Annotated in this window: 22 protein-coding genes and 1 pseudogene; 14 read left to right on the forward strand and 9 right to left on the reverse strand. The window is 73.8% G+C overall.

Annotated features, from left to right (window positions below; all coding sequences use genetic code 11):
• Positions 1-57: 57 nt before the first annotated feature.
• A complete protein-coding gene (locus MHW47_RS02980; RefSeq protein ID WP_239221007.1) occupies positions 58-981 on the reverse strand; it encodes a serine/threonine dehydratase in 924 nt (307 codons plus the stop codon).
• Between the two features lie 124 nt (positions 982-1,105).
• The gene (locus MHW47_RS02985) at positions 1,106-1,849 is read right to left on the reverse strand and encodes a VWA domain-containing protein (protein ID WP_239221008.1); all 744 of its coding nucleotides are present in this window, start codon (positions 1,847-1,849) and stop codon (positions 1,106-1,108) included.
• Between the two features lie 251 nt (positions 1,850-2,100).
• On the opposite strand from MHW47_RS02985, the gene MHW47_RS02990 reads away from it, so the two are divergent.
• The 5 genes from MHW47_RS02990 (at position 2,101) to MHW47_RS03010 (ending at position 6,203) form a co-directional block, all read left to right on the forward strand.
• Positions 2,101-2,655: a hypothetical protein gene (locus tag MHW47_RS02990; RefSeq protein ID WP_239221009.1), complete on the forward strand. Its 555-nt coding sequence runs from the start codon at positions 2,101-2,103 to the stop codon at positions 2,653-2,655.
• A gap of 213 nt (positions 2,656-2,868) precedes the next feature.
• Entirely contained in the window at positions 2,869-3,216 is a 348-nt protein-coding gene (locus MHW47_RS02995; RefSeq protein WP_239221010.1) for a hypothetical protein, read from the forward strand.
• Positions 3,217-3,388: 172 nt separating this feature from the next.
• On the forward strand, positions 3,389-4,234 hold the full coding sequence (locus MHW47_RS03000) for a hypothetical protein (RefSeq protein WP_239221011.1): 846 nt from the start codon (positions 3,389-3,391) through the stop codon (positions 4,232-4,234).
• Between the two features lie 50 nt (positions 4,235-4,284).
• Complete coding sequence (fahA, locus tag MHW47_RS03005; protein WP_239221012.1) at positions 4,285-5,517, forward strand: fumarylacetoacetase; 1,233 nt, start codon at positions 4,285-4,287, stop codon at positions 5,515-5,517.
• On the forward strand, positions 5,514-6,203 hold the full coding sequence (locus MHW47_RS03010) for an IclR family transcriptional regulator (RefSeq protein ID WP_239221013.1): 690 nt from the start codon (positions 5,514-5,516) through the stop codon (positions 6,201-6,203). The genes fahA and MHW47_RS03010 overlap by 4 nt, the downstream gene beginning before the upstream one ends.
• A 28-nt stretch (positions 6,204-6,231) precedes the next feature.
• On the opposite strand, the gene MHW47_RS03015 is transcribed toward MHW47_RS03010, so the two are convergent.
• A complete protein-coding gene (locus MHW47_RS03015; RefSeq protein WP_239221014.1) occupies positions 6,232-7,395 on the reverse strand; it encodes an aromatic ring-hydroxylating dioxygenase subunit alpha in 1,164 nt (387 codons plus the stop codon).
• A gap of 195 nt (positions 7,396-7,590) precedes the next feature.
• Between MHW47_RS03015 and MHW47_RS03020 the strand changes: the two genes are divergently transcribed.
• Entirely contained in the window at positions 7,591-8,766 is a 1,176-nt protein-coding gene (locus tag MHW47_RS03020; protein ID WP_239221015.1) for a GDSL-type esterase/lipase family protein, read from the forward strand.
• Positions 8,767-8,916: 150 nt separating this feature from the next.
• Here the strand turns inward: MHW47_RS03020 and MHW47_RS03025 are convergent, their stop codons facing one another.
• Both MHW47_RS03025 and MHW47_RS03030 read right to left on the reverse strand, forming a co-directional pair.
• Complete coding sequence (locus tag MHW47_RS03025) at positions 8,917-9,447, reverse strand: pyridoxamine 5'-phosphate oxidase family protein (protein ID WP_239221016.1); 531 nt, start codon at positions 9,445-9,447, stop codon at positions 8,917-8,919.
• A gap of 44 nt (positions 9,448-9,491) precedes the next feature.
• Positions 9,492-10,922 (reverse strand): MFS transporter, encoded by a 1,431-nt coding sequence (locus MHW47_RS03030; protein WP_239221038.1) that lies wholly within the window; start codon positions 10,920-10,922, stop codon positions 9,492-9,494.
• Between the two features lie 163 nt (positions 10,923-11,085).
• Here MHW47_RS03030 and MHW47_RS03035 point away from each other — a divergent pair, with 163 nt between their 5' ends.
• The 3 genes and pseudogenes from MHW47_RS03035 to MHW47_RS03045 all read left to right on the forward strand — a co-directional run.
• Positions 11,086-12,012: a LysR family transcriptional regulator gene (locus MHW47_RS03035; RefSeq protein WP_239221017.1), complete on the forward strand. Its 927-nt coding sequence runs from the start codon at positions 11,086-11,088 to the stop codon at positions 12,010-12,012.
• 65 nt (positions 12,013-12,077) lie between these two features.
• Positions 12,078-12,542 (forward strand): MarR family transcriptional regulator, encoded by a 465-nt coding sequence (locus tag MHW47_RS03040; protein ID WP_239221018.1) that lies wholly within the window; start codon positions 12,078-12,080, stop codon positions 12,540-12,542.
• Between the two features lie 98 nt (positions 12,543-12,640).
• A pseudogene (locus MHW47_RS03045) lies at positions 12,641-13,279 on the forward strand (phosphatase PAP2 family protein); the annotation flags it as partial.
• Positions 13,280-13,321: 42 nt separating this feature from the next.
• Here MHW47_RS03045 and MHW47_RS03050 read toward each other — a convergent pair.
• The 4 genes from MHW47_RS03050 to MHW47_RS03065 form a co-directional block, all read right to left on the reverse strand.
• Positions 13,322-14,011 (reverse strand): response regulator, encoded by a 690-nt coding sequence (locus MHW47_RS03050; protein WP_374230046.1) that lies wholly within the window; start codon positions 14,009-14,011, stop codon positions 13,322-13,324.
• Positions 14,008-15,474, reverse strand: a complete 1,467-nt coding sequence (locus MHW47_RS03055; protein WP_239221019.1) for a sensor histidine kinase — start codon at positions 15,472-15,474, stop codon at positions 14,008-14,010. Before MHW47_RS03055 ends, MHW47_RS03050 begins: the two co-directional genes overlap by 4 nt.
• Before the next feature lie 101 nt (positions 15,475-15,575).
• Positions 15,576-17,156, reverse strand: coding sequence for an MFS transporter (locus MHW47_RS03060; protein WP_239221020.1), 1,581 nt, complete (start codon positions 17,154-17,156; stop codon positions 15,576-15,578).
• Positions 17,157-17,292: 136 nt separating this feature from the next.
• Positions 17,293-17,763, reverse strand: a complete 471-nt coding sequence (locus tag MHW47_RS03065) for a MarR family winged helix-turn-helix transcriptional regulator (protein ID WP_239221021.1) — start codon at positions 17,761-17,763, stop codon at positions 17,293-17,295.
• Between the two features lie 207 nt (positions 17,764-17,970).
• Between MHW47_RS03065 and MHW47_RS03070 the strand changes: the two genes are divergently transcribed.
• From MHW47_RS03070 to MHW47_RS03090, 5 genes are all read left to right on the forward strand, one after another.
• Complete coding sequence (locus MHW47_RS03070; RefSeq protein WP_239221022.1) at positions 17,971-19,359, forward strand: rhodanese-like domain-containing protein; 1,389 nt, start codon at positions 17,971-17,973, stop codon at positions 19,357-19,359.
• 48 nt (positions 19,360-19,407) lie between these two features.
• Positions 19,408-19,983 (forward strand): rhodanese-like domain-containing protein, encoded by a 576-nt coding sequence (locus MHW47_RS03075; protein ID WP_239221023.1) that lies wholly within the window; start codon positions 19,408-19,410, stop codon positions 19,981-19,983.
• A 143-nt stretch (positions 19,984-20,126) separates the two neighbouring features.
• Complete coding sequence (locus MHW47_RS03080) at positions 20,127-21,485, forward strand: rhodanese-like domain-containing protein (protein ID WP_239221024.1); 1,359 nt, start codon at positions 20,127-20,129, stop codon at positions 21,483-21,485.
• 262 nt (positions 21,486-21,747) lie between these two features.
• Positions 21,748-22,491, forward strand: a complete 744-nt coding sequence (locus tag MHW47_RS03085; RefSeq protein ID WP_239221025.1) for a sulfite exporter TauE/SafE family protein — start codon at positions 21,748-21,750, stop codon at positions 22,489-22,491.
• Between the two features lie 126 nt (positions 22,492-22,617).
• The gene (locus MHW47_RS03090; RefSeq protein WP_239221026.1) at positions 22,618-23,661 is read left to right on the forward strand and encodes an ABC transporter substrate-binding protein; all 1,044 of its coding nucleotides are present in this window, start codon (positions 22,618-22,620) and stop codon (positions 23,659-23,661) included.
• The last annotated feature ends 2 nt before the right edge of the window (positions 23,662-23,663 follow it).

Genomic DNA, 23,663 nt, shown 5'->3' on the forward strand with positions numbered 1-23,663 from the left:
GGTGCCGGCCCCGTACTCGCGAAGCCGGCGCCCGTCACCCCCGTGCCGACGGCGTCCTCACCCCGCCGCCGTCCAGTCCGCGTTCGCGCCGCAGACGATCAGGCACGGCCGCTTCCCCGGAACCCGGCCGGCCAACCACGCGGCGAACGAGATCGCGGCGGCCGGTTCGACCGCGATCCGGCACTCCTCCCAGAGCAGGTCGCGCGCCCGGAGGATCTCGTCGTCGTCGACCAGCACGGACGTCACGCCGTGGGCGGTCAGGATCTCGAAGGCGACCTCGCCGACCCGGGCGGCGCCCGTGGCCGACGCGGCCACGGAGCCCACGGGGGAGTCCACGGGCTTCCCGGCGGCCAGCGCGTCGTGCAGGCAGCGGCAGTCCTCCGGTTCGGCGGCCACGACCGCGCGGCCGCCGATCGCCAGCGCCGTACCGGCCGCGAGACCGCCACCGCCCACGGCCGCGACGACCGTGTCGACGGACGGCTCGTCGGCCACGATCTCGGCGCCCACGGTGCCCTGGCCCACGACGACCGCCGGATCGTCGTACGGGTGCATGAACCGGTGATGCGGTCGCGCCGCCGCGTCCAGCGCCGCCGACGCCGCCTCGGCGAAGGTCGCGCCGTGCCGGACGAGCCGCGCCCCGGCGGCCTCGATCCGGCGGGCCTTCGCCTCCGGCACCGTCACCGGCACGTAGACCGTCGCGGACCTGCCGAGCAGCGCCGCCGCCGTCGCCACCGCCAGCCCGTGATTGCCGCCGGACGCGGCCACGACATGGTCGTCCGGGGGCGTGGTGAGCAGCGCGTTGAGCGCGCCGCGCAGCTTGAACGAGCCGCTGCGCTGGAGGTACTCCAGCTTCAGCAGCACCCGGCGCCCGTCCAACTCCAGATCGAGCATCGGCGTACGACGGGCGTACGGACGAATCCTGTCGGCAGCCGCCGCCACATCGGCGGGAAGGGGCACGGGCACGGAAGCGGGAACGGGCATGGATACGGGAACGGGGGAGGGTGCATCGCTGAGGTTCTTCACCCCTCCATGCTTCACGCCCCCGCCCGCCGGCACCAGCGCCGGCCGGGAACCGCCGCGCCCCACCCTGCAACACCGCCCCGCCCTACAGCACCCCCGCGTCGCGCGCGGCCTCCAGCCACTGGGGGAACTCCTGGAGCAACTGGTCGAACAGCACGTCGTCGTGCACGGCCCCCGGCGTCCGGCCGGCGTGGAAGAAGCCGGCGTTGTCGACGACCCGGCGGGCCGGGACGGCGAGGGTGTCGAGTTTGCGCAGGAACGCGAACTCGTTGTCGTCGGGGTCGCCGAACCCGATGAACTGCCAGAACAGGGGCAGCCGGGCCGCCTTGCACAGGTACTTCTCGGCGGCCCGCCTGCTGGTCGGCCCGCCGTCGGTCTGGAAGACGACCAGCGCGGGAGCCGTGCTGCCGGAGGCGAGGTAGTGGTCGATGACCTCGTCCATCGCCCAGTGGTAGTTGGTGCGGCCCATGTGCCCGAGGTTCGCGTGCAGCTTGTCGACGTGCCCCCGGTGCCGGCCGAGCACCAGATCGGTGGAGCCGTCCACGTCCGTGGAGAAGAACACCACCGGGACGATGCCGTCGTCGTCGAGGTGAGCCGACAGCGACAACACCTGTTCGGCCAGGCGCTGCATGGTGCCGTCCCGGTAGTACGGCCGCATCGACCCGCTGCGGTCCAGCACCAGGTAGACGGCGGCCCGCGTCCCTTCCAGCCCGTGGTTCCGGACGCTGCTGCCCGCCGCCTCGTAGTGGGGCACCAGATCGGGCGCGTACTTGATCACCTTGGACAGGCTGATGGCCGGAACGGACCCACGGCTGTTCGTTGAACTCACGTTCCCATCTTGCCGGGGCCTCCCCGGTGGCGTGAACGGTTCGCCCGGACCGGAGCCGGTGGTCATGCGGGCGCGCACGGCCGCCCGGCCCGGCACTGACACAGCTGCTCGGTGAATTCCTGCGCGTGCGAAAAAAGGCATCTGCGCCACTCAATGGTGAACTTTGCCCCTATGTTCCTTGATTCCGGGCCGGGTTGGGAAGTGTGGCCGTGCTCCTCAAAGAGGCGCACGGCCAACCCAAGGAGAAGACCTTGAAGCGTGTCCCGTTCCGTCGGTCCGTCGGGCTGATGGCCGCCGTCGCGGCCCTCGTCGCAGGCCCGGCGCTGTCCGCTCACGCCGTGAACCCCACCGCCCCGAACCAGCAGCAGACCTACGCCGCGCAGGCGCGGGCCGCCGGCCTCACCGACCAGCAGGCCGGACAGCTCCAGCGGCAGGTGGACGCGATGCTCGCCCAGGAGCCCCGCGCCCGCCAGACCTCGGCGAACGCCCTCGACATCCCCGGCGGAACCGCCACGCTTCCCGTCCCCGGACAGACCGAAACCCGTAACCTGGCCCACCCGAACGCGGCGCTGGCCTGCGCCAACGGGCACCTGTGCATCAGGGACGGCCGCGGCGTCGACTACGACTACTACTACTGCGGCTACTACGACTTCAACGGTGTCGGCGACGGCACCTTCAACAACAACCAGACCTCCGGCACCCGTGCCCGCTTCTACAACAGCGACGGCAGCGAACGCTGGTCCCACGTGGCCAAGGGCTCAGGCACCGCCTCCTGGACCCCGGTCTTCCACATCCGCCCCTGCTGAAACCCGCGGCCTCCCCCACCGCCCCCGGTGGCGGGGGAGGCCCCTCCCGGTGGTGGGAGAGGCCCCGCCCCCCTCCCGACAGGGCCGGTCGGGGGATACCGGGGGTGCAGATTCGTTTCTGCATCATGCGTACGAGTGACAACGGGCCGGGAGGGACGGAGTCGCGGGGGAAGATCGGCGCGGCAATCATCCCGTCAGCAGAAAGACCTGGTCATGCGTCTGCGCTCCGGCCTCACCACCGTCCTCGGTGCCGCCCTGCTCGCCGTCACCGCCACCGCCGCCCCCGCTTCCGCCGCCACCGGCCAGTTCCGCTACGACTACGTGACCGTCGAGGGCTACGAGGCGTCGGGCTTCCTGAACAACCCCGAGGACGGGGTGTGCCTCAACCTGCCCGGCGTCGGCGAGGACAACCCCGAGCCGGCCCACTCCCCGAAGAACCGCACCGACGCCTGGGCCATGGTGTTCAGCGAGGCGGACTGTCAGGGCGACGTGTTCCGGCTGCGCCCCTTCACCGGCGGCGCCGGCGAGCGGCTGAAGGTACGGTCCGTCGTCTTCGGCTGACCGGCGGCCCGACCCCGGGCAGGGGCCCGGCGGGACGTACGCGGGGCGGCGGACTCCTCCGGGAGCCGGCCCCGTTCCCGCAGCGGCCCCGGCCCGCCCCGCCTCACCCCCTCTGCTCGATAAAAGAACGGGGACTGTTCTTATTGCGAAGGCACTCCGCTAGGGTGCGGATGTGCCCCTCCCTCTCGCCTTCCGCCGTCTCGTGGACGACGCCGCCGTCTTCCCGCCCGGCCTGGCCCCGCTCCCGCAGGCCGTCGCCGCGCACGCCGAACACCTCGCGTCCGCCCACGCCGGTCTCGTCGGCCCCTTCGTCATCGGCGCGGACCGGCTCGGCGAGCTGACCGACCTCGCCGGACCCGACCTGTACCCCGACGGCATGCGGGTCAGCGTCGTGACCGGGTCCGCCGCCGTCCCGGCCGTCCTGGCCACCCTCGCCGCGAGCGACCGCCTCGTCCTCGCCGCGCTGGAGGTCAAACCGGACCCCGCGCGCCCCCTGCGCCCCCAGCTCGACGCCCTGGCCGCCCTCGACCTGCCCGGCGCCGTGTACATCGAGGCCCCGCGCCCCGGCGCGCCCGCGTGGGAGCAGGCCCTCGCCTCCGCCGTACGCCACGGCTTCCGGCTGAAGTTCCGTACCGGAGGCACCGAGGCCACCGCGTTCCCCAGCGAGGACGAGGTGGCGGCGTGGATCACCGACACCGTCGCCGCGGGCATCGCCTTCAAATGCACCGCGGGGCTCCACCACGCCGTCCGGCACACCGCCCCCGCCACCGGCTTCGAGCACCACGGCTACCTCAACGTGCTCCTCGCCACGGCGCGCGCCTGCGCCGGGGCGCCCCGCCCCGTCGTCCGCGCGGCCCTCACCGAACGCGACCCGGAGGCGCTGGCCCGCGCGGTCACCGCGCTCCCGCCCGCCGAAACCGTCGCGGCGCGGGCGGCCTTCACCTCGTACGGGTCCTGCAGCGTGCTCGAACCGCTGGAGGACCTCGCCGCCCTGGGCCTCCTCGACCCGACCGCCTGACAGCCGCCCGACCGCCGCAACCCGCTTCCCGTCACCGAAGGGCTCCACACATGCACGCTCACCCCGACACCTGGGTCGACGCCGCGGCCGGCAGCGGTTACGACATCGACAACCTCCCGTACGCCGTCTTCTCCACCACCGGTACCACCCCCCGCATCGGCGTCCGGATCGGCGACCACGTCCTCGACCTCGGGGCCGCGGCCACCGCCCTGCGCCCCGACTGGACGCCGCTGCTCGACGCCCCCGCGCTCAACCCGCTCATGGCCGCAGGACCCGCCACCTGGGCCGCGGTCCGCGCCTGGGCCACCGAACTGCTCACCGACACCGCGCACCGCGACCGCGTCCGGCTCGTGCCGCTGGCCGACGTCACCCTCCACCTGCCCTTCGAGGTCGGCGACTACGTCGACTACTACGCGTCCGTGGACCACGCCACCAACGTCGGCCGGATCTTCCGCCCCGACGGCGACGCCCTGATGCCCAACTGGCGCCACCTGCCGGTCGCGTACCACGGGCGCGCCGGCTCCATCGTCGTCTCCGGCACCCCCGTCCACCGCCCCGCCGGACAGCGCAAGGCCCCCACCGACCCGGCGCCCACCTTCGGCCCGTCGCTGCGCCTGGACATCGAGGCCGAACTCGGCTTCGTCGTCGGCCGCACCGTCCCGCTCGGACAGCGCGTCTCCACCGCCGAGTTCACCGACACCGTCTTCGGCGTCACCGGCGTCAACGACTGGTCCTCGCGCGACATCCAGGCGTGGGAGTACGTGCCGCTGGGCCCCAACCTCGGCAAGTCCTTCGCGACCACCGTCAGTGCCTGGGTCACCCCGCTCGCCGCTCTCGAACACGCCCGCACCGAACTCCCCGGACAGGAGCCCGCCGTCCTGCCCTACCTGCGCGAACAGGGCCCGTCCGGCTACGACATCGACGTCGAGATCGAGGTCAACGGCACCGTCGTCTCGCGCCCCCCGTACGCCTCCATGTACTGGTCGCCCGCGCAGATGCTCGCCCACCTCACCGTCAACGGCGCCTCCCTGCGCGTCGGCGACTTCTACGCGTCGGGCACCATCTCCGGGCCGGAGAAGGAGCAGCGCGGCTCGTTCCTGGAGCTGTCCTGGGGCGGCCGGGAGACCTGGAAGGCCGGCGGCGAGGAGCGCACCTTCCTCCAGGACGGCGACGAGGTCGTCCTGCGCTACTCGGCCCCCGGCGCGCGCGGCCGCATCGGCCTGGGCGAGGTCCGCGGCACCATCCTCCCCACGATCGAGCCGCTGCCGGACGAGACCCCGTGACCCCACCCAACGAGCCCGAGGGCGGCGGCTCGCAGACCCTGGAACGCGGACTCGCGATCCTCGTCGAACTGGGCCGCCACCCCGAAGGACTGAACACCAGCCAGGTGGCGGCGGCCACGGGCTTCCACCGCTCCATCGCGCACCGCCTGCTCGTCTCCCTGCACCGGACCGGGTTCGCCGCACGCGACGACGACGGCCGCTACACGGTGGGCCCGGTCGTGCCCGGCCTCGTCGGCGCGCCCGGCCCCAGCCTGCGTACCGTCGCCGAACCCGTCCTCCAGCGCCTCGCCCGCCGGCTCGACGCCACCGCCAGCCTGGTCGAGGCCGTCGGCAGCGTCGCCGTCACCACGCTCGTCGCCGAACCTCCCACGGACGGGCCCCTGTTCTGGTACCGCAAGGGCAGCCGCGACCCCCTCGACCACGGCTCCGGCGGCCTGGCCGCCCTGGCCTCCGGCCCCCCGCGCGCCGCCGAACCCGACCGCGTCCAGGCCATCCGCGAAGCCGGCCACGTCATCACCCACGGCGAGGTCAACCCCGGCGCCCACGGCGTCGCCGCCCCCCTCCCCGGCTGGCCGGTCCGCGCCGCGATCAACGTCGTCACCTCGGACCCCGGCCTCGCCGAACGGGCGATCCCCCACGTACGGGAGGCCGCCGCGGCCATCGGCGTCCCGGGCGACCACCTCTGAACCCGCAAGCGCGCCGGGGCGCGGCCCCTCAGCGCACGGGCGCCGGGTCCGCCGACGGCCGCACCGGGGTGCCGCAGACGCCGGCGCCCCCGCAGGGCTCCGCCGCGCCCCGACCCGCCGGGGCGGCGGTCAGGGGGACGCCGTTGGCGCGCAGGGTCTCCCGCAGGTTCAGGATCAGCGAGAACACCTCGTGGTTGCGGTCCTCGCCCTGCTCGTCCCAGGCCCGCTGCTCCGCCTCGACCGCCGTCCGGTCCTGGGCGAAGATGCGCTCGGTGAACCGCCTGATGAGGGGGGCGGCCAGGGTGAGCGCGCCGGGGACACGGGGCTTCCTGATCATGAGGTGGCCGTAGACGCGGCAGGCGCGCTGGTCGGCGCCCACGGGCACGTACACCGCCCACAGGCTGAAGACCGGCCGGGCGGCGCCCTCCGGCAGCAGTTCCAGGGTCTGGTACGGATACTCCGTGCGAATGGTCATCACATCGCTGGAGCCGCCCGAGATCCCCTCGGCCGCCAGCACGCTCGCTCCGGCGTCGCGCCTGCCCCCGGTGTGCGTGAAGAGGTAGCGGGCCTCCACCGAACGGGCGTCGCCGTCGTGGCCGAGGAGTTCCGGACGGAGCCGGCCCACGACGCCCTGGTGCAGGAACTGGTGGTTCATGTCCAGCAGGTTCTCGTGCATGAACGAGTAGTGGCAGCGGACGGTCCGGGCGTACGTCAGCGTCTTGTAGTGCGGCGAGCCGTACGCCGGCAGCATCGGCAACGGGGTCGCCTCCGCCTTCTCCGGGTCGCCGGGGAAGACGAACACCAGGCCGTACGCCTCCCGTACGGGATAGCCGCGCACCCCGCGCGGCGGCCTGCGGTCGTCCTTCGTCAGATACGGGATCTGCGAGATGCGGCCGTCGCCGCGGTACGCCCACGCGTGGTACCGGCACCGGAGCACGTCGCCTTCCACGACGCCCATGCTCAGCGGTACCTGCCGGTGCGCGCACCGGTCCTCCAGCGCGTGGACGGCGCCGCTCCGCCCCCGGTAGAGCGCGATCCGCTCCCCGGCGAACACGGCCGGGACCACCTTCCCGGCCCGCACCTCCCCGGCCCGCGCCACGGGATACCAGTGGTCCGGGTGCGCGCCGACGCGCCGCAGGTCCACCGCGCCGCAGGCCTCCCGGTCCCTCGCGTCCGCGTCGGTCTCGTTCATGGTTCTCCCTCACAGCTGGGTCGGCGGCGGCCCTCCTCATCCTGTCCGCGCCCGCCCCGGCTGCCCTTTCAAGCGCGTCCGGACCAGTGAACGGGGCCCTCGGCCGTTAACGCGACGCCTCCTTCTTCACCCTTTCGGCTGCAAACAGGCCGCCCCCTCTTCACCGACCGGGCCCGGCCTGCCGACACCCGGAGCATGATGACTTCCCCTTCACGGCGTTCCAGGGCGCTGGCCGCTGCGGCCGCCGCCGTGTGCGTCGCCACGATCACGGGTACAGGGCCGGCCTCCGCGTCCGGGAGCGCGCCGGCCGCCGCCGAGGCACCGCTGCTGGTGTCGGTGGGCGACAGCTTCATCTCCGGTGAGGCGGGGCGCTGGGCCGGCAACAGCAACGAGAGCGGCAAGGGCCGGGCCGGCACCGACCGGGCCTGGGACGCGGCCACCGGCACCACCGACCCGCACCGCGTCTACGGCGCCTCCTACGACGACGGGTGCAACCGCTCCGACGTGGCCGAGGTCCGGTCCGTCACCCTCGACGTCCGCCGCCTCAACCTCGCCTGCTCGGGCGCGACGTCCACGGCGGTCCTGCTGCCCGAGAACGGCGGGGAGCCGTTCAAGGGAGAGCCCTCGCAGGCCGGGCAGCTGCGCGACGCGGTGGACGGGCAGCAGGTGCGTGCCGTCGTCGTGTCCATCGGCGGCAACGACCTCGGCTTCTCCGGCATCATCACCGACTGCGCGAAGAAGTTCCTCAAGCCCTTCGGCAAGTCCCCGTGCGCGCCCGGCGCCTCCGAGAAGGTCGCCGAACGCCTGCCCGCCGTACGGCAGGCGGCCGTCGACACCCTCACCGATGTGAGGACCGCCCTGCGCCGCGCGGGACACCCGGACGGCTCCTACCGGCTCGTCCTCCAGTCCTACCCGTCCCCGCTCCCCGACGCCGCCCGCGTCCGCTACCCCGGCGAGAAGTACGACCGCCTCACCACCGGCGGCTGCCCCTTCTTCGACCAGGACCTCACCTGGGCGCACGACGACCTGGTCCCCGCGATCAGCGCGGTCCTGGCCGAGGCCGCCGAGGAGGGCGGCGCCGAGTTCCTCGACCTCTCCCGGTCCTTCGAGGGGCGCGAAGTGTGCTCCGCCACCACCCGGCACGCCGACCTCGCGCACCCGCCCAGCGGCCGCACCAGCGAGTGGGTCCGCTTCGCGACCAGCGGCCTGGGCCAGGGGGAGCGTCAGGAGTCCCTGCACCCCAACAGCTTCGGCCAGCAGGCCCTCGGTACCTGCCTCACCCTCCAGCTCCGCCGGCCCGCCGGTGACCACCGCTGCACCAACACCGCCGGAGAGGGCCCCGAGGAGATGAACCTGAGCCCCCTCGGCTGACACCGGCAGGGTGTCCGCGCGCGACGCCCCGCCTCGCCGGCACCGTGACCGCCCGCCGCCCGCCGGCCGGGACGCACGGAACCGGACTCGCGCGGTGGTGATCGCGTACGAGTCCGGTCCGGTCGTGTCCGGTGCCGGGGGCTGTCGGGCTCAGGCGGCGCGGGCCGCCGGGCCGCTCCCGGTGGCCCCCGCCGGGTCCGGTTCCCGCTTCCGCCACAGCGTGCCGCGGAGATCGGTGCCGCGGACGAGCTGGATGCGCCACGGGGCGATCCGCAGCACGTGGTAGCCCGGATCGCCGGGGCCGCCCCGCCAGTAGCGGACCGGGTCGTAGCCCACGCCCGGCGGGCCGCCGCGCTGGTACAGCCGCCAGGCGTGGAGCCTGGACTCCTCGTCCTCGGCCCAGGTCGAGACGCTGTCCACGAAGACTGCGTTCTGGCGAGGGCTCCAGTAGGCGTACGTCGTGTGCGGGTTGTTCGCCAGGTGCGCGCTCTTCACCGGGGTGCGGTACGAGGCGAGCCAGCCCACCGGCACCCCGTCGACGATCTCCCACACGGGCAGCAGCACACGGGCGCGCGGGCGCTGTTCGCGGTCGACGGTGACCATCGTGGCGTACTTGATCTCGCGGACGTAGTCGAGGAAGGTGCCTTCGATCTCGGAGAACTCGCTGACGATTCGGGTCATGGGCCTGTCCTTTCGCTGGTTGCCGGGGTCCTGCCGGGGCGGGGTCAGTGCGCTGCGGGAGTGGCGGCGGGTTCGGTCGAACCGGCGGCGTCCACCGGGGCGGGGCCCGTACCCCCGCCGCGCGTCCGCAGCCCGAACGCGCTGACGGCCGCTGCGGCGACGGCCGCGGCGAACGGGACGAGCAGCCCGGCCCGGTAGCCGTCGAGCAGGCCGGCGGGCGTGTCCGTACGGGTCGCGGCCACGCTGACCGCGGTGACGGCGGAGAGGCCGATCGCGGCACCGAACTGGAAGGCGGTGTACAGCAGACCGCCCGCCAGGCCCTGCTCCTCCTCGGCGACGCCCTCCGTCGCCACGATGGTCAGGGGGCCGTACGCCAGCGAGAAGGCCAGCCCGAGAACGATCAGGCTCGGGAACATCGCCGCGTAGCTCCAGTCCGCCCCCACCGGCAGGAACAGCCCGTAGGCGAGCACCGCGAGCAGGAGGCCGCCCAGGATCACCCGGGCGTTGCCGAAGCGCTCGACGAGCCGGGGGGTGAGCGTCGGCGAGAGGACCGCGTCGACGCCGATCACCAGCATCGCGAAACTGGTCTCCAGCGTCGACCAGCCCCGCAGTTCCTGGAGGTACAGCACCACCAGGAACTGGAACCCGAAGAACCCGGCCGCGAACAGCATCGCCGACAGGTTGGCCCGCACCAGCGGTCCGTGGCGCAGGATCGCCAGGCGGACGAGGGGCTCGGCGGACCGCCGCTCGATGAGCACGAACGCCGCCAGGAACGCCAGCCCGGCCAGCAGGGTGCCCGCGCTGACGGCGACGCCCGCGTGGGCGGCGCGCTCGACGCCCAGCACGATCAGTACCAGGGCGGCGGTGACGGTGAAGGCACCGGCCGCGTCCACGCGCTTGCCGGACCGGTCGGGCCGCTCCGACCGGGGGACGAACACGAGGGCCGCGACGAGGATGAGGAGGGAGAGCACGACCGGGGCGAAGAACACCCACCGCCAGCCGACGGCGGTCAGCAGCCCGCCGGCCACCAGACCGACCGTGAACCCGCCCGCCGCGGTGCCGGAGTAGACGAGGAGCGCCCTGTTGCGCTCGGGGCCCTCGGCGAAACCGGTGGTGATGATGGACAGGCCCGCCGGGGTCATGAAGGCCGCGGCGACGCCCGTGACGAACCGGGCGAGGATCAGCGTCCACCCGTCGTTCGCGAGGCCGCCGAGCCCGGAGAACAGCAGGAAGACGGTGAGCCAGAAGACGAACATCTGACGGCGTCCGAAGAGGTCGGCGGCCCGTCCGCCGAGGAGCATGAAGCCGCCGTACCCGAGGACGTAGGCGCTCATGACCCACTGCAGCTCGCCGGTGGACAGTCCCAGATCGGTACGGATCGACGGCAGGGCCACGTTGAGCATGGCCACGTCGATGCCTTCGAGGAAGATCGCGCCGCACAGGACGAGCAGGATGCCCCACTTGCGCGCGCTCATTCCGCCGGTGGCACTCAAGGCACTCATGACGAGGAACTCCTTCCGGAGCAAGGGGTGTTGTCGGTGCCTTCAGCCTTCGCCATCGCCCTGGCGGGAACAACAGCGATCATCGCAACGTTCGTTCAGCCGGGCTTACCGATCGGCGCGCACGGGGGAGACGGCTGTGGATCAGAGCGAACTGGAATGCTTTCTCGTGCTCGCCGACGAGCTGCACTTCGGACGCACCGCCACCCGGCTGCACCTCTCCCGCGCACGCGTCAGCCAGCTCGTCCAGAAGCTGGAACGCCGGGTCGGGGCGCCGCTGTTCACCCGTACGAGCAGGCGCGTGGCCCTCACCACTCTGGGCCGGCGCCTGCGCGACGACCTCGAACCGCACTACCGGGGCATCGAGGAGGCCCTCGCCCGCGCCACCGCGACGGCACGCGGCATCGAGGGCGTCCTGCACGTCGGCTTCTCCACCCCGCTGGCCGGCGAGATGGTGATGGAGGCGACCGAGCGGCTGCGCGCCAGCCATCCGGACATCGCCGTCGAGGTCTGCGAGGTCCCGCTCTCCGACCCGTACGGCATGCTGCGCGCGGGCGAGTTCGACGTCCAGCTGACCGATTTCCCCGTCCACGAGGACGACCTGACCCGCGGCCCCACCCTCCTCACCGAGGACCGGGTCCTCGCCGTCGCCGCCGCCCACCCGCTGGCCGCGCGGGCCGCGGTGACCCTGGAGGACCTGGCCGGGCTGCCCCTGCTGACCATCGCGGGCGACATCCCGGAGTACTGGCTGGAACACCGCCTGCCCACCCGCACCCCCAGCGGCGCCGCCATCGGCCAGGGCCCGTCCGTCACCAACCTCCAGGAGGCCCTGACCCTGGTCGCCGCCGGCAGGGGAGCCCTCCTGGCCGGTGCCCACATCGCCCTGTACCACGGCCGACCCGGCGTCACCTACGTCCCGGTGGAGGGCGACACCCCCCTCGGCTACGGCCTGATGTGGCGCTCGGACGGCGGCACCCGGGCGATCGAACTCTTCGCCCGCATGCTCCACGAGACGGCCCGCACGAAGGAGCGCACGGCCCTGCGAAGGGCACCCGGTCCGGCTTGACCTCAACTGCGCTTGAGCTTCTACGTTGATCATGTTCCGCTGATCACGAGGAGAGGCAGAGGCACATGACCGTGACGCTCAAGGAGTACCCGCAGGAGGAACTGGCCGCTCAGCCCATCGGCGCGTGGACCGGCGTGGCCTGCCGGCTGGTGGTCGGGGCGCTGCGCGAGCAGCTGGCGGTGGAGGGGCTCACCCAGCCGCACTGGTGGACGCTCAACCACGTGGCCGGAGGGCCGGGCACCTGGACCCGGAAGGCGCTGACCGCGCGGCTGGCCCCGTGGGACGACCTCGGGACCGACTTCGAGGAGGTCTTCGACGATCTGGTCGCCCGCGGCTGGCTGACGGAGGACGCCGGGTTCATGACGCTGACCGAGGAGGGGGAGGCCGGGCGCGTCCGGGCCAGGGAGCGCAACCTGCGAGTGCACGAGCAGGTGCACGAGGGCGTGGACACCGCCGACTTCGTGACCACGATCAACGTCCTGCGCCGCATCGTCGCCAACCTCGGCGGCGACGGCGACCTGCCCGGCTGACGGCCGTCGGCCACGCCGTCAACCCCGACGATCGTCAGGGGGCGGCGGGGCCGTTCGGCCCGGGCGCCCGGCCGCCCCCGCTCCTAGGTTCGGGCCTCATGGAGAGAGAACCGCGAAAGAAGAACCCGGCCGTCCGCCGGCTCGGCGCACTGGCCGTCCTGGGCGCGGGAGCGGGGACCGTCGCCCTGCTGTCCCCCGGCGGGCTCGGCGAGCCCGGTCCCGTCGAGGTGACGGGCGGCGCCTCGGCAGCCGCGTACCGCTCGCTGACCGAGAGCGTGGCGAAGGCACCGGACGGGCTGGGCCTCTGGCTGGAAGCGGCGACCGAGGGCACGCTCGTGGCCCTCGGGCTGCTGCTGGTGTGGGTGGCATGGACGGCGTTCCGCCGGGGGGACGCCCGCGGCGTCGGGGGCGTCGTCCTCGCGGGTCTCGGCACCGTCCTCGCCTACGCGATCAGCGAAGCGGTGAAGCTCGTCGTGGACGAGGAGCGCCCGTGCCGGGCGCTGGGGGCCGCCGTCGAGTCCGTCGCCGAGTGCCCTGCGGCGGGGGACTGGTCGTTCCCGAGCAACCACGCGACGCTGGCCGCCGCGCTGGCCGCCGGGCTCGCCCTGCTGCGCCCCCGCCTCGCGTGGCTCACCCTGCCGCTGGCGGGGGCCGCCGCGCTGCTGCGGGTGCTCGTGGGGGTGCACTACCCGCACGATGTGCTCGCCGGCGCGGTACTCGGCGGCACGGTCGCGGTGGCGGTGCTGCTCGCGCTCCTGCCGCTCGCCGGGTCGGCGGCCTCACGGCTGGTGCGGGGCGGGGGGAACGATTCCGGCCTCGTGGGCCACGACCGCCGCGGCGGCCCGGTTGTCCACGCCCAGGCGCCCCAGGATGGAACTCACATGCGCCTTGACGGTGCCCTCCACCACGTGCAGCCGCCGGGCGATCTGCCCGTTGGACAGCCCGCCGCCGAGGAAGGCCAGCACCTCCCGCTCCCGGCCGGTCAGGGCGGCCACCCGGTCCCTGGCGGCGGCGCGCCGGCCGGCCAGGGCGCCCGCACCCGTCGCGCCGAGATGCGCGACGACCCGCGCCGCGACCTTCGGTGACAGATACGCGGCGCCCTCGGCCACCGCACGGACCCCGGTGATCAGTTCCTCGGGCTCGCCCGACTTGATCAGGAAGCCGGCCGCCCCGCCGCCGAGGGCCCGGAGGATGTAGTCGTCCTCGCCGAACGTCGTCAGCATGACGATGCCGGTGGACGGCACGGTGTCGCGGATCTCGGCGACCGCGTCGAGGCCGTCGAGGCCCGGCATGCGGATGTCGAGCACCGCCACCGAAGGCCGGTGACGCCGCACCAGCTCCACGGCCTCGCGCCCGTCCCCGGCCTCGGCGACGACCTCGATGTCCGGGGCCGTGGTGAGCACGGCGCGCACCCCGGCCCGGATCATCGGTTCGTCGTCGGCGACCAGGACCCGGATCGTCGCGCTCACGGGGTGACCGCCTCCAGGGACACCAGGACGTCCTTCCGGAAGCAGAGCCGGTAGGCGTCGCCCGACCGGTCGTCGAACCGGTCCGCCGTCATCGCGTAGTACTCGCACATGGTGCCGTCCCCCCTCGGCCCGGCGTCCTCGGGCCGAACGCTCGTCTGCCGGTCCGGAAGATACCGCTCCACCTCGGACCGGTGCTGCCCCACGTGGAGCCGGGCGAAGTCGCGCGGGTCCAGGACCGACCGCGACGCGGAGAACATCTCCCATCCCACGAGCGCCGCGCTCAGGAGCGCCCCGGTCACCAGGGGCACCATGACAGCGGCGACGAGAGCCCGCCGCACCCGGCGCCGGGCGTGCTGATGGGACGCGGGCGCAGGCACCGGTACGGGGGAGTGCGGCGCGGACGCCGATGACGCCGATGACGCCGACGACGCCGATGTCACCGGGAACGTCCGGGGCACGGTTTCCGCGGGGGCGTGCGGGATGCGGGCGGTGACCGCGTAACCCCCGGCGCGCGGGCCGTGCTCGAACACCCCGCCCGCCAGCCGGACGCGCTCGTCGAGACCGGCCAGCCCCAGGCCCCCGCCCGGCGCCGGGCTCCCGGGCGGGACCGGCGGCGGTCCGTTCTCCACGACGACCCGGGTCTCCGCCGCCGTGTGCGTCACGCACACCGTCGCAGCCGCACCGGGCGCGTGCTTGGCCACGTTGGTCAGCGCCTCCTGCACCACCCGGTGGACCGCCCACGCGACGACGGGCGGCACGCCGTCCGCCGCACCGTCCACGCGCAGCTCCACGGCGAGGCCGGCCGCCCGCGCCCGTGACGTCAGCGCGGGGAGACCGGGAACGTCCGGGCCCGCCGGCGCGGCGCCCGACTCCTCGCGCAGGACACCGACGACCTCCCCGAGGCGCTCCACGGCGGCCGCGGTCCTGGCCCGGATGTCCCCGGCGGCCTTCCGGTGGTGCTCCGGGAGGTCCGGCGCGAGCTTGAGCGCACCGGCGGACAGCGCGATGAGGCTGAGGTCGTGGCCGAGCACGTCGTGCATGTCCTGGGCGATCCGGGCCCGCTCCCGCGACCGGGCCCGGTCGGCGATCAGCTCCTGCTCACGGCGTAGCTGTTCGGCGTGCTCCCACCCGGCCCGTACGAGCTGCTGGTACTGGGACCAGAACCGCCCCGCGAACCAGGGCAGCATCGTGCCGGCGACCACCACGCCCACGAACCGCCCGGCCAGCGGAAGCCAGGCCGGGACGACGGAGAGGGCCACCACCCCGGCCGCGAGCACCGCCACCAGGACGAGCGCGGTGGGCGCCGTCCGCCCGGCCCGCCGCCCCGTCAGGAACGCGGCCACGGCGGCCGGAACGGCCCACCACAGGCTCACCACGCTCAACAGGGCCCCGGTCGCGGCAGCCCCCGCGAGCACGCTCCCGGCCGCCGGCCGCGACCTCGTACCGTTCACCACATCGTCCACACCGACGACGCTACGGACCCCGTTCCGCGCCCCGCCACTGCCGAAAGTCAAAGGCCGGCACGGCCGCCGCTCGCGGTGCGGGCGCCCGGGGCGGCGGCTTCCTAGTGGGCCGCCGCGCCAGGTGCCCGCCGGACCACCGCGACCGCCAGCACCGCGCCGATCACCGCCAGGACGCCGGAGACCAGGGCCGCCGTGTGGACGCCGTTCATGAAGGCCTGGTGGCTGCCCTCGGCGACCGCGTCCCGCAGCCGGGCGGGCATCGTGCCCGCCACGGGGGCGACGCCCATGGACACCGCGTCCTTGGCCGCGCCGAGCGCCCCGGCGGCCGGGGCGGGGACTCCGGCGGCGGTGAGTTCGCCGGTGAGGGTGGAACCGACGCGGCTGCCGATGAGCGACACCAGCACCGAGGTGCCCAGCGCGCCGCCGATCTGCAGGGCGGTCGCCTGGAGGCCGCCCGCGACCCCGCCGTCCTCGACCGGCGCGTTGCCGACGATGGCGTCGGAGGAGGAGGCCATCACCATGCCGACGCCCAGGCCCAGCGCGATGAACGGCGGCCACAGCGCGGCGTACGACGAATCGGTGCCCCAGCCGAGCATCCCGAAGCAGGCGGCGGCCTGCAACGCCATGCCGAGCGGCATCGTCAGACGCGGACCGAACCGCTGCGTGAGCACGGCTCCCAGAGGGGAGGCGACCACCGAGGCGAGGCTCAGCGGCAGGGTCCGCACGCCCGCCTGGACCGGGGAGAAGCCCCGCACGTTCTGCAGGTAGAGCATGACGAAGAAGATCACGCCGAGCAGGATGAAGAAGTTCAGCGCGGTGATGACGGCGCCGACGGACAGCGCCGGGTTGCGGAACAGGCGCATCGGCAGCAGCGGGCGCGCCACCCGCGTCTCGTACCGGACGAACAGCGCCAGCACGGCGAGGCCGCCCGCGATCGCGCCCAGCGTGCCGCCCGACGTCCACCCCCAGCTCTCGCCCTTGACGACGCCGAACACCAGCGCCAGCAGCCCGGCGGCCAGCAGGACGACGCCGGGCAGGTCGAACTTCTCCCGCGCGGCGGCGGCGTTCCTGCTCTGCGGCAGGACGGCCATGCTGAAGGCCAGGGCGACGACGCCGATGGGGGCGTTGATGTAGAACACCGACTCCCAGTTCACGTGCTCGACCAGCAGGCCGCCCGCGATGGGCCCGAGCGCCGTGGAGACGGACGAGACCATCGCCCAGATGCCGACGGCGATGCCGAACCGGTGCGGCGGGAAGACGGCGCGCAGCATCCCGAGCGTGTTGGGCATCAGCAGCGCGCCGAAGAAGCCCTGCACCGCGCGGAAGGCGATGACCCCCTCGATGGAGCCGGCCAGGCCGATCGCGACGGAGGCGACGGTGAAGCCGGCGACGCCGACGAGGTAGAACGTACGCCGTCCGAACCGGTCGCCCAGCTTGCCGCCGAGGATCAGCGCGGCCGCGAGGGCCAGCAGGTAGGAGTTGGTCACCCACTGCAGATCGGCGGTGGTGGCCCCGAGGTCCCGGCCGATCTCCGGGTTGGCGATGGAGACGACGGAACCGTCGAGGCCGACCATGAACAGGCCGAAGGCGACGGCGATCAGGGTCAGCCACGGGTTGGCGCGCACGCCGCGCGGGCCGGGCCCGGCCACGGGCGCGGAGGAGTGGAGCACTGCGGAGGGCAAGAGGATTCAGTCCTTCGACGGGACGGGCGCGCCGATGCGGCCGGCGGCACACGTCCGGGGGGAAACGGGAAGAACCGCCGTCACGGGGACGGCGGCGGGGGAGGGGAGAGCGGGGGTGGGACGCGCGGACCGGCCGCTACCGGTCGGCGTGCAGCCGCTCGACGAGTGAGTTCAGCGTTCCGAGCGCCGCGCCTAGGGCCTTCAGATCGCCGTCGGTCATGGTCCGCAGGGCGCCCGCGACGTGCGTGCTCATCAGCCGGTGGACCTCGGCCAGTTCCTGCCGCGCCCTGGCGGTCAGATGCAGATGCGCGACCCGCTTGTCGGCGGCGTCCTGCCGCCGCTCCAGGAGTCCCTGCTCGGTGAGGTGCGTGACGAGCGCGCTGACGTTGTTCGGCTTCATCAGCAGCGCCTCGGCCGCCTTGCGCACGGTGATGCCGTCGTGCGCCTCGACCTGCCGCAACAGGGCGAGCTGGGCCTCCGGCGGCTTCGGGGCGGGGAACTCCCGCTCCACGTGCCGTTCCAGGGCACGGGAGAGCACGGGCAGGCAGGCCGCGAGCCCGGAGGCCACCTGGCCGACACTCTGCGCGGACGCGCTGTTCCCCTGCACGCCGGGAGCTTAGGTATCGCTGGATACCTATGTCAAGGTAGTCAATTCCCCGCCGGATACCCCCCTGGGTATTTGACAAGCGGAGGCGGGGCTTCGTACCGTCGAGTAGGTAATACCCCGAGGGGTATCCCAGGGCCCAGAAAATACCCCCCTAGGTATCCAGGGCACCTGGACACCGCTCAGAACCGTCCCGCTTCGGAGGCTTCCGTGTTCTTCTCGCAGTACTACCTCGAGTGCCTGTCCCACGCGTCGTACCTGATCGCGGACGAGGGCACCGGCCGGGCGGTCGTCGTGGACCCGCGCCGGGACGTGTCCGAGTACCTGCGCGACGCCGAGGCACGGGGCTTCACCGTGGTCGGCGTCATCAACACCCACTTCCACGCCGACTTCGTCGCCGGGCACCTGGAGATGGCCGACCGCACGGGCGCGTGGATCGGGTACGGGCGCCGGGCCGAGACCGAGTACGCGATCCGCCCGCTGGCCGACGGCGACACCATCTCGCTCGGCGAGGTGACGCTGAAGATCATGGAGACGCCCGGCCACACCCCGGAGTCGATCAGCGTGCTGGTGTACGAGCGCGCCGAGGACGCCGTCCCGTACGGCGTGCTGACCGGGGACGCGCTGTTCATCGGGGACGTCGGCCGCCCGGACCTGCTCGCGTCGGTCGGCGTGACCGCCGCCGAGCTGGGCGCGATGCTCCACGACAGCGTGCAGCACAAGCTGATGGCCCTGCCCGACGAGGTGCGCGTCTTCCCCGCCCACGGCGCCGGCTCCTCCTGCGGCAAGAACCTGTCCACCGAGCGGCAGTCCACCATCGGCGAGCAGCGCGCCACGAACTACGCCTGCGCGCCGATGAGCGAGCAGGACTTCGTCGCGCTCGTGACCGCCGGCCAGTCCGCCGCACCGGGGTACTTCGCCTACGACGCCGACCTCAACCGCCGCGAGCGGGACCTGTTCGACCCGGCGTCCGCGCCGCGCGCGCTGGCCCCGGCGGACGTCCTGGCCCGGCGGGCGGCGGGCGCGGTGGTGCTGGACGCCCGCGACCCGCAGGAGTTCGCCGCCGGCCATCTGCGCGGCGCGGTCAACGTACCGGCGGACGGCAGGTTCGCCGAGCAGGCCGGCACCGTGCTGCCGCTCGGGGCGGAAGTCCTGGTCGTGGCGCCGGAGGGCCGCGAGGACGAGGTCGTCACCCGGCTCGCCCGGATCGGCTTCGACCGCGTCGCCGGCTACCTCGCCGCGCCCGACGAGGCCCTGGAGGCGATGGCCGACGAGGTCGCCCCCGCCACCCGCCTGACCGCCGCCCGGCTGCGCGCCGAGCTGGCCGGGGCCCACCCGCCGGTCGTCATCGACGTCCGCAACTGCGGCGAGCGCGCCGAGAACGGGTCCATCGAGGGCGCGCTGCACATCGCACTCGGCGAGCTGCCCGCCCGGCTGGACGAGATCCCGCGCGACCGGCCGCTGGTCCTGCACTGCGCGGGCGGCCACCGCTCCTCGATCGCCGCGAGCCTCCTGCGCCACCACGGCTTCGACGACGTCTCCGACGTACTCGGCGGCTGGGCCGCCTGGGCCCTGCTCCCCGCGCCCGCCGCCGCCTGACCCCCCTCTCTCCCCCCTTTCCCCCCAACCCCCGAAGGAGCATTCCGCATGACGACCGACACCCCCGCCTTCACGCCCGCCGCCCTCCAGCACCTGCTCAAGACCGGTGACGGCCCCCGCCTGCTGGACGTGCGGACGTCCGGCGAGTTCGAGGCCGGACACATCCCCGGCGCCTACAACGTGCCGCTGGACACCCTGCGCGAGCACCGCATGGAGCTGGGGCGCCACCTGGACGAGGACGTGGTGCTGGTCTGCCGCTCCGGCGCCCGCGCCACCCAGGCCGAGGAGGCGCTGGCCGACGCGGGCCTGCCGAACCTGCGCGTCCTGGACGGCGGCATGATGGCCTGGGAGGCCGCGGGCGCGCCGGTCAACCGCGGCCGGCGGCGCTGGGAACTGGAACGGCAGGTCCGCCTCGTCGCCGGTTCGATCGTGCTGGTCAGCGGGGTCGTGGGCTTCTTCGTCCCCGGGGTGCACCTGATAGGCACCGCGGTCGGCGCCGGCCTCACCTTCGCCGCGCTCAGCAACACCTGCGCCATGGGGGTGCTGCTCTCCAAGCTCCCGTACAACCGGGGCCCGCGCACCGACGTCCGTACGGTCATCAGCTCGCTTCGCAACGGGTCGTGAGCGGCCCGCACCCCCGCTGACCAGCGGTTCCGCGCCTTCGTCGCGGAGATCCGCCGCACCCCCCGCACGCCCGAGAAATACCCCCCCGGGTATGATTTGTTCCCATAAATACCAGGGGGGGTATCACGAGGAAAGGAGCGTACGTGTTCTTCATCGACACCATCGAGCTGGAAGGCCTGGGCAACCGCCACTACCTGGCGGGCGGCACGGAGACGGCCGTGGCCGTGGACCCCCCGCGCGACATCGACCGGGTCCTGGCGGCCGCCGCCCGGCGCGGCGTACGCATCACCCATGTCGTGGAGACGCACCTCCACAACGACTACGTGACCGGCGGCCTGGACCTGGCCAGGGTCACGGGCGCCGCCTACCTCGTCCCGGCCGGTGCCCACGTCTCCTTCGCCCGTACGCCGGTGGCGGACGGCGACACCGCCGCGGTCGACACCGGCCTCGTGCTGCGGGCCGTCGCCACGCCGGGGCACACCCCGCACCACACCGCGTACGTCCTGGAGGAGGACGGGGCCGCCGTCGCCGCGTTCACCGGCGGCTCGCTGCTGATCGGCACCGTGGGCCGCCCCGACCTGGTGGAGCCCCGGCTGACCGGGGAACTGGCCCGCGCGCAGCACGCCTCCGCGCACCGGCTGGCCGCCGAGCTGCCGGACGCGACGGAGGTGCTGCCCACCCACGGCTTCGGCAGCTTCTGCTCCTCCGCGCAGGCCGGGGGCGACCGCTCCACCATCGGCCGCGAGAAGACCGCGAACACCGCGCTCACCACCGACGCCGACACCTTCGTCGCCGAGATCCTCGCCGGACTGGAGGACGTGCCCGCGTACTACGCGCACATGGGTCCGGCCAACGCGGCGGGCCCCGCCCCGGTGGACCTGACGCCCCCGGCCGTCGCGGACGCCGCCGAGATCGCGGCCCGGCTCGCCGCCGGCGAGTGGGTGGTGGACCTGCGCAACCGCGTCGCGTTCGCGCAGGGGCATGTCGCCGGGAGCTTCAACTTCGAGGCGGACGGCAAGATCGCCACCTACCTTGCCTGGATGATCCCCTGGGGCAAGCCGGTGACCCTGCTCGCCGAGACCCCCGGACAACTGGCCGCCGCCCAGCGCGAACTGGTCCGGGTCGGCATCGACCGGCCGGCGGCCGCCGCCGTCGGCACCCCCCGGGAGTGGGCCGGCGAGGACACCGCCCTGGCGTCCTTCCCCCGCTCCACCTTCGCCGGGCTGGCCGCCCGGGGGACCGGCGACGTCGTCGTGCTCGACGTGCGCCGCGACTCCGAGCGCGCCGCCGGATACGTCGAGGGGTCCGTGCACATCCCGGTGCACCAGTTGCACCAGCGGCTGGGCGAGGTCCCGGCGGGCACCGTGTGGGTGCACTGCGCGGGCGGCATGCGCGCCGCGATCGCCGCCTCCCTCCTGGACGCCGCCGGCCGCGACGTGGTCGCCGTGGACGACGGCTTCGACGCCGCCACCGCCGCCGGCCTGCCGGTCGTCACGGGCTGAACGCACGCCCCCGGCCGGGCCGGCCCCGCCGCGCGACTCCCCCCCGCACCCCTCGCCCCACCCCCGTACGACCGCACCCGAGAGGCCCCGCCATGCCGCCCCTGCTCCCCCGAGGCACGACCCGAACCCCGGACCGGGACACGACCCGAACCCCGGACCGGGACACCATCCGAACCGCGGACCGGGACACCACCCGAACCCCGGACCGGGCCGCCACCGGCCACCCGCTCCTCGCCGACCGCGGCTGTCAGGGCTCCGCGGCATGACCGCCCTCATCCTCGCGCTCGTCGCCGGGACCGTCGTCGGCCTGGCCCTCGGCGGCCTCGGCGGGGGCGGCAGCGTCCTGGCGGTGCCCGCCCTCACGTACCTCATCGGCATGCCGGCGGCCGACGCCATCACCGCCAGCCTGATCATCGTGACCGTGACGTCCGTGACCTCGCTCGCCCAGCACGCCCGCGACGGCAACGTCGCCTGGCGGACCGGGCTGTTGTTCGCGTCGGCGGGCATCGTCCCCGCCATGCTCACCGGCCTGGCCGCGGGCCGCCTGCCCCAGGCGCTCCTGACCCTCGCGTTCGCCGGTATCGCGGGAGTCGCCGCCCTGCGCATGCTGCGTGGCCCGGCCGCCCCGGCCGCGGGCGAGGTGCGCCCCGCGAAGGCGGGTGCCGCCGGCGCCGGGCTGGGCGCGGTGACCGGGCTGCTGGGCGTGGGCGGCGGCTTCCTCGCCGTACCGGCCCTGGTCCGGGTGCTGAACCTGCCCATGCGCCGGGCCGTCGGCACCAGCCTGCTGGTCATCACCATCAACTCGATCGCCGCGCTCGGCGCCCGCGCCGGCACGGGCATGCACCTGGACTGGGCGGTCATCGCCCCGTTCACCGCCGCCGCGATCCTCGGCGCCTGGGACGGCAAGCGCTACGCCCAGCGCCTCAGCGGCACCACCCTGCAACGCCTCTTCGCCGGGGTCCTGTTGGCGGTGGCTGCCTTCATGCTGGTCGACGCCCTCGTCTGACCGGCCGGAACCGGCCACCGGCCGATGGCTGGAACGTGTCACCCCGCGTGCTCGCGCGCCGATAACGTTGGCATAAGGTGAGGCTCGCCTAATTCTTTAAGGGTGAACCAACTAGGAGACACGTTCATGTCATACCGGCGCCGTGGTACCGCCGCAGTAGCCCTCGCCGTCGCTGCCGCACTCTCCCTCGCCGCGTGCGGTGCCGATTCCTCCGGGGAGGACAGGGGCTCGTCCGCCCAGGGGACGAAGGACTCCAAGTCCGTCGCCAAGGGCGGCAAGGACTTCGGTGACGCCGCGAAGAAGACCGCCGCGCTCGGCACCGACGCCCAGCCCGGCGAGTGGCCGCGCACGGTCAAGCACGCCATGGGCAGCACCGAGATCAAGGCGCAGCCGCAGCGGGTCGTCGTCCTCGACGTCGGTGAACTCGACAACGTCGTCTCGCTCGGTGTGAAGCCGGTCGGCCTCGCCCCGACCGAGGGTTCGCCGGAGCTTCCCTCGTACCTCAAGAAGGACGCGGGCACCCCGAAGAACGTCGGCACCATCAACAGCCTCAACCTCGAAGCGATCGCCGCGCTCAAGCCCGACCTGATCCTGGGCAGCCAGCTGCGCGCCGCCAACTCCTACGACGAGCTGTCGAAGATCGCGCCCACCGTCTTCTCCATCCGCCCCGGCTTCACCTGGAAGGAGAACTACCTCCTCAACGCCGCCGCGCTGGACAAGACCGCGCAGGCCGAGGCCAACCTCGCCGCGTACAAGAAGAAGGCCGAGGCCCTCGGGAAGAAGCTCGGCGCCGACAAGCCGACCGTCTCGATGGTCCGCTACCTGCCCGACGGGCTCATCCGCCTCTACGCCAACGCCTCCTTCATCGGCACCATCCTCAAGGACGTCGGCATCCCGCGCCCCGCGAACCAGGACATCCCCGACCTGGCCGCCGAGGTCAGCGCCGAGAACATCGACCAGGCCGACGCCGACTACATCTTCACCGGCGTCTACGGCGACGTGAAGGCCACCGACAAGAGCAAGGCCCAGTCCAACCCGCTCTGGAAGAACCTCAAGGCGGTCAAGGACGGGCACGCCTTCGACGTCCCCGACGAGACCTGGTACCTGGGCCTCGGCGTCACCGCCGCCGAAGCGGTCCTCGACGACCTCCAGAAGCACCTGACGGCCTGAGC

Origin of the sequence: Streptomyces sp. OfavH-34-F (assembly GCF_022347745.1) — a bacterium.
Lineage (GTDB): Bacteria > Actinomycetota > Actinomycetes > Streptomycetales > Streptomycetaceae > Streptomyces.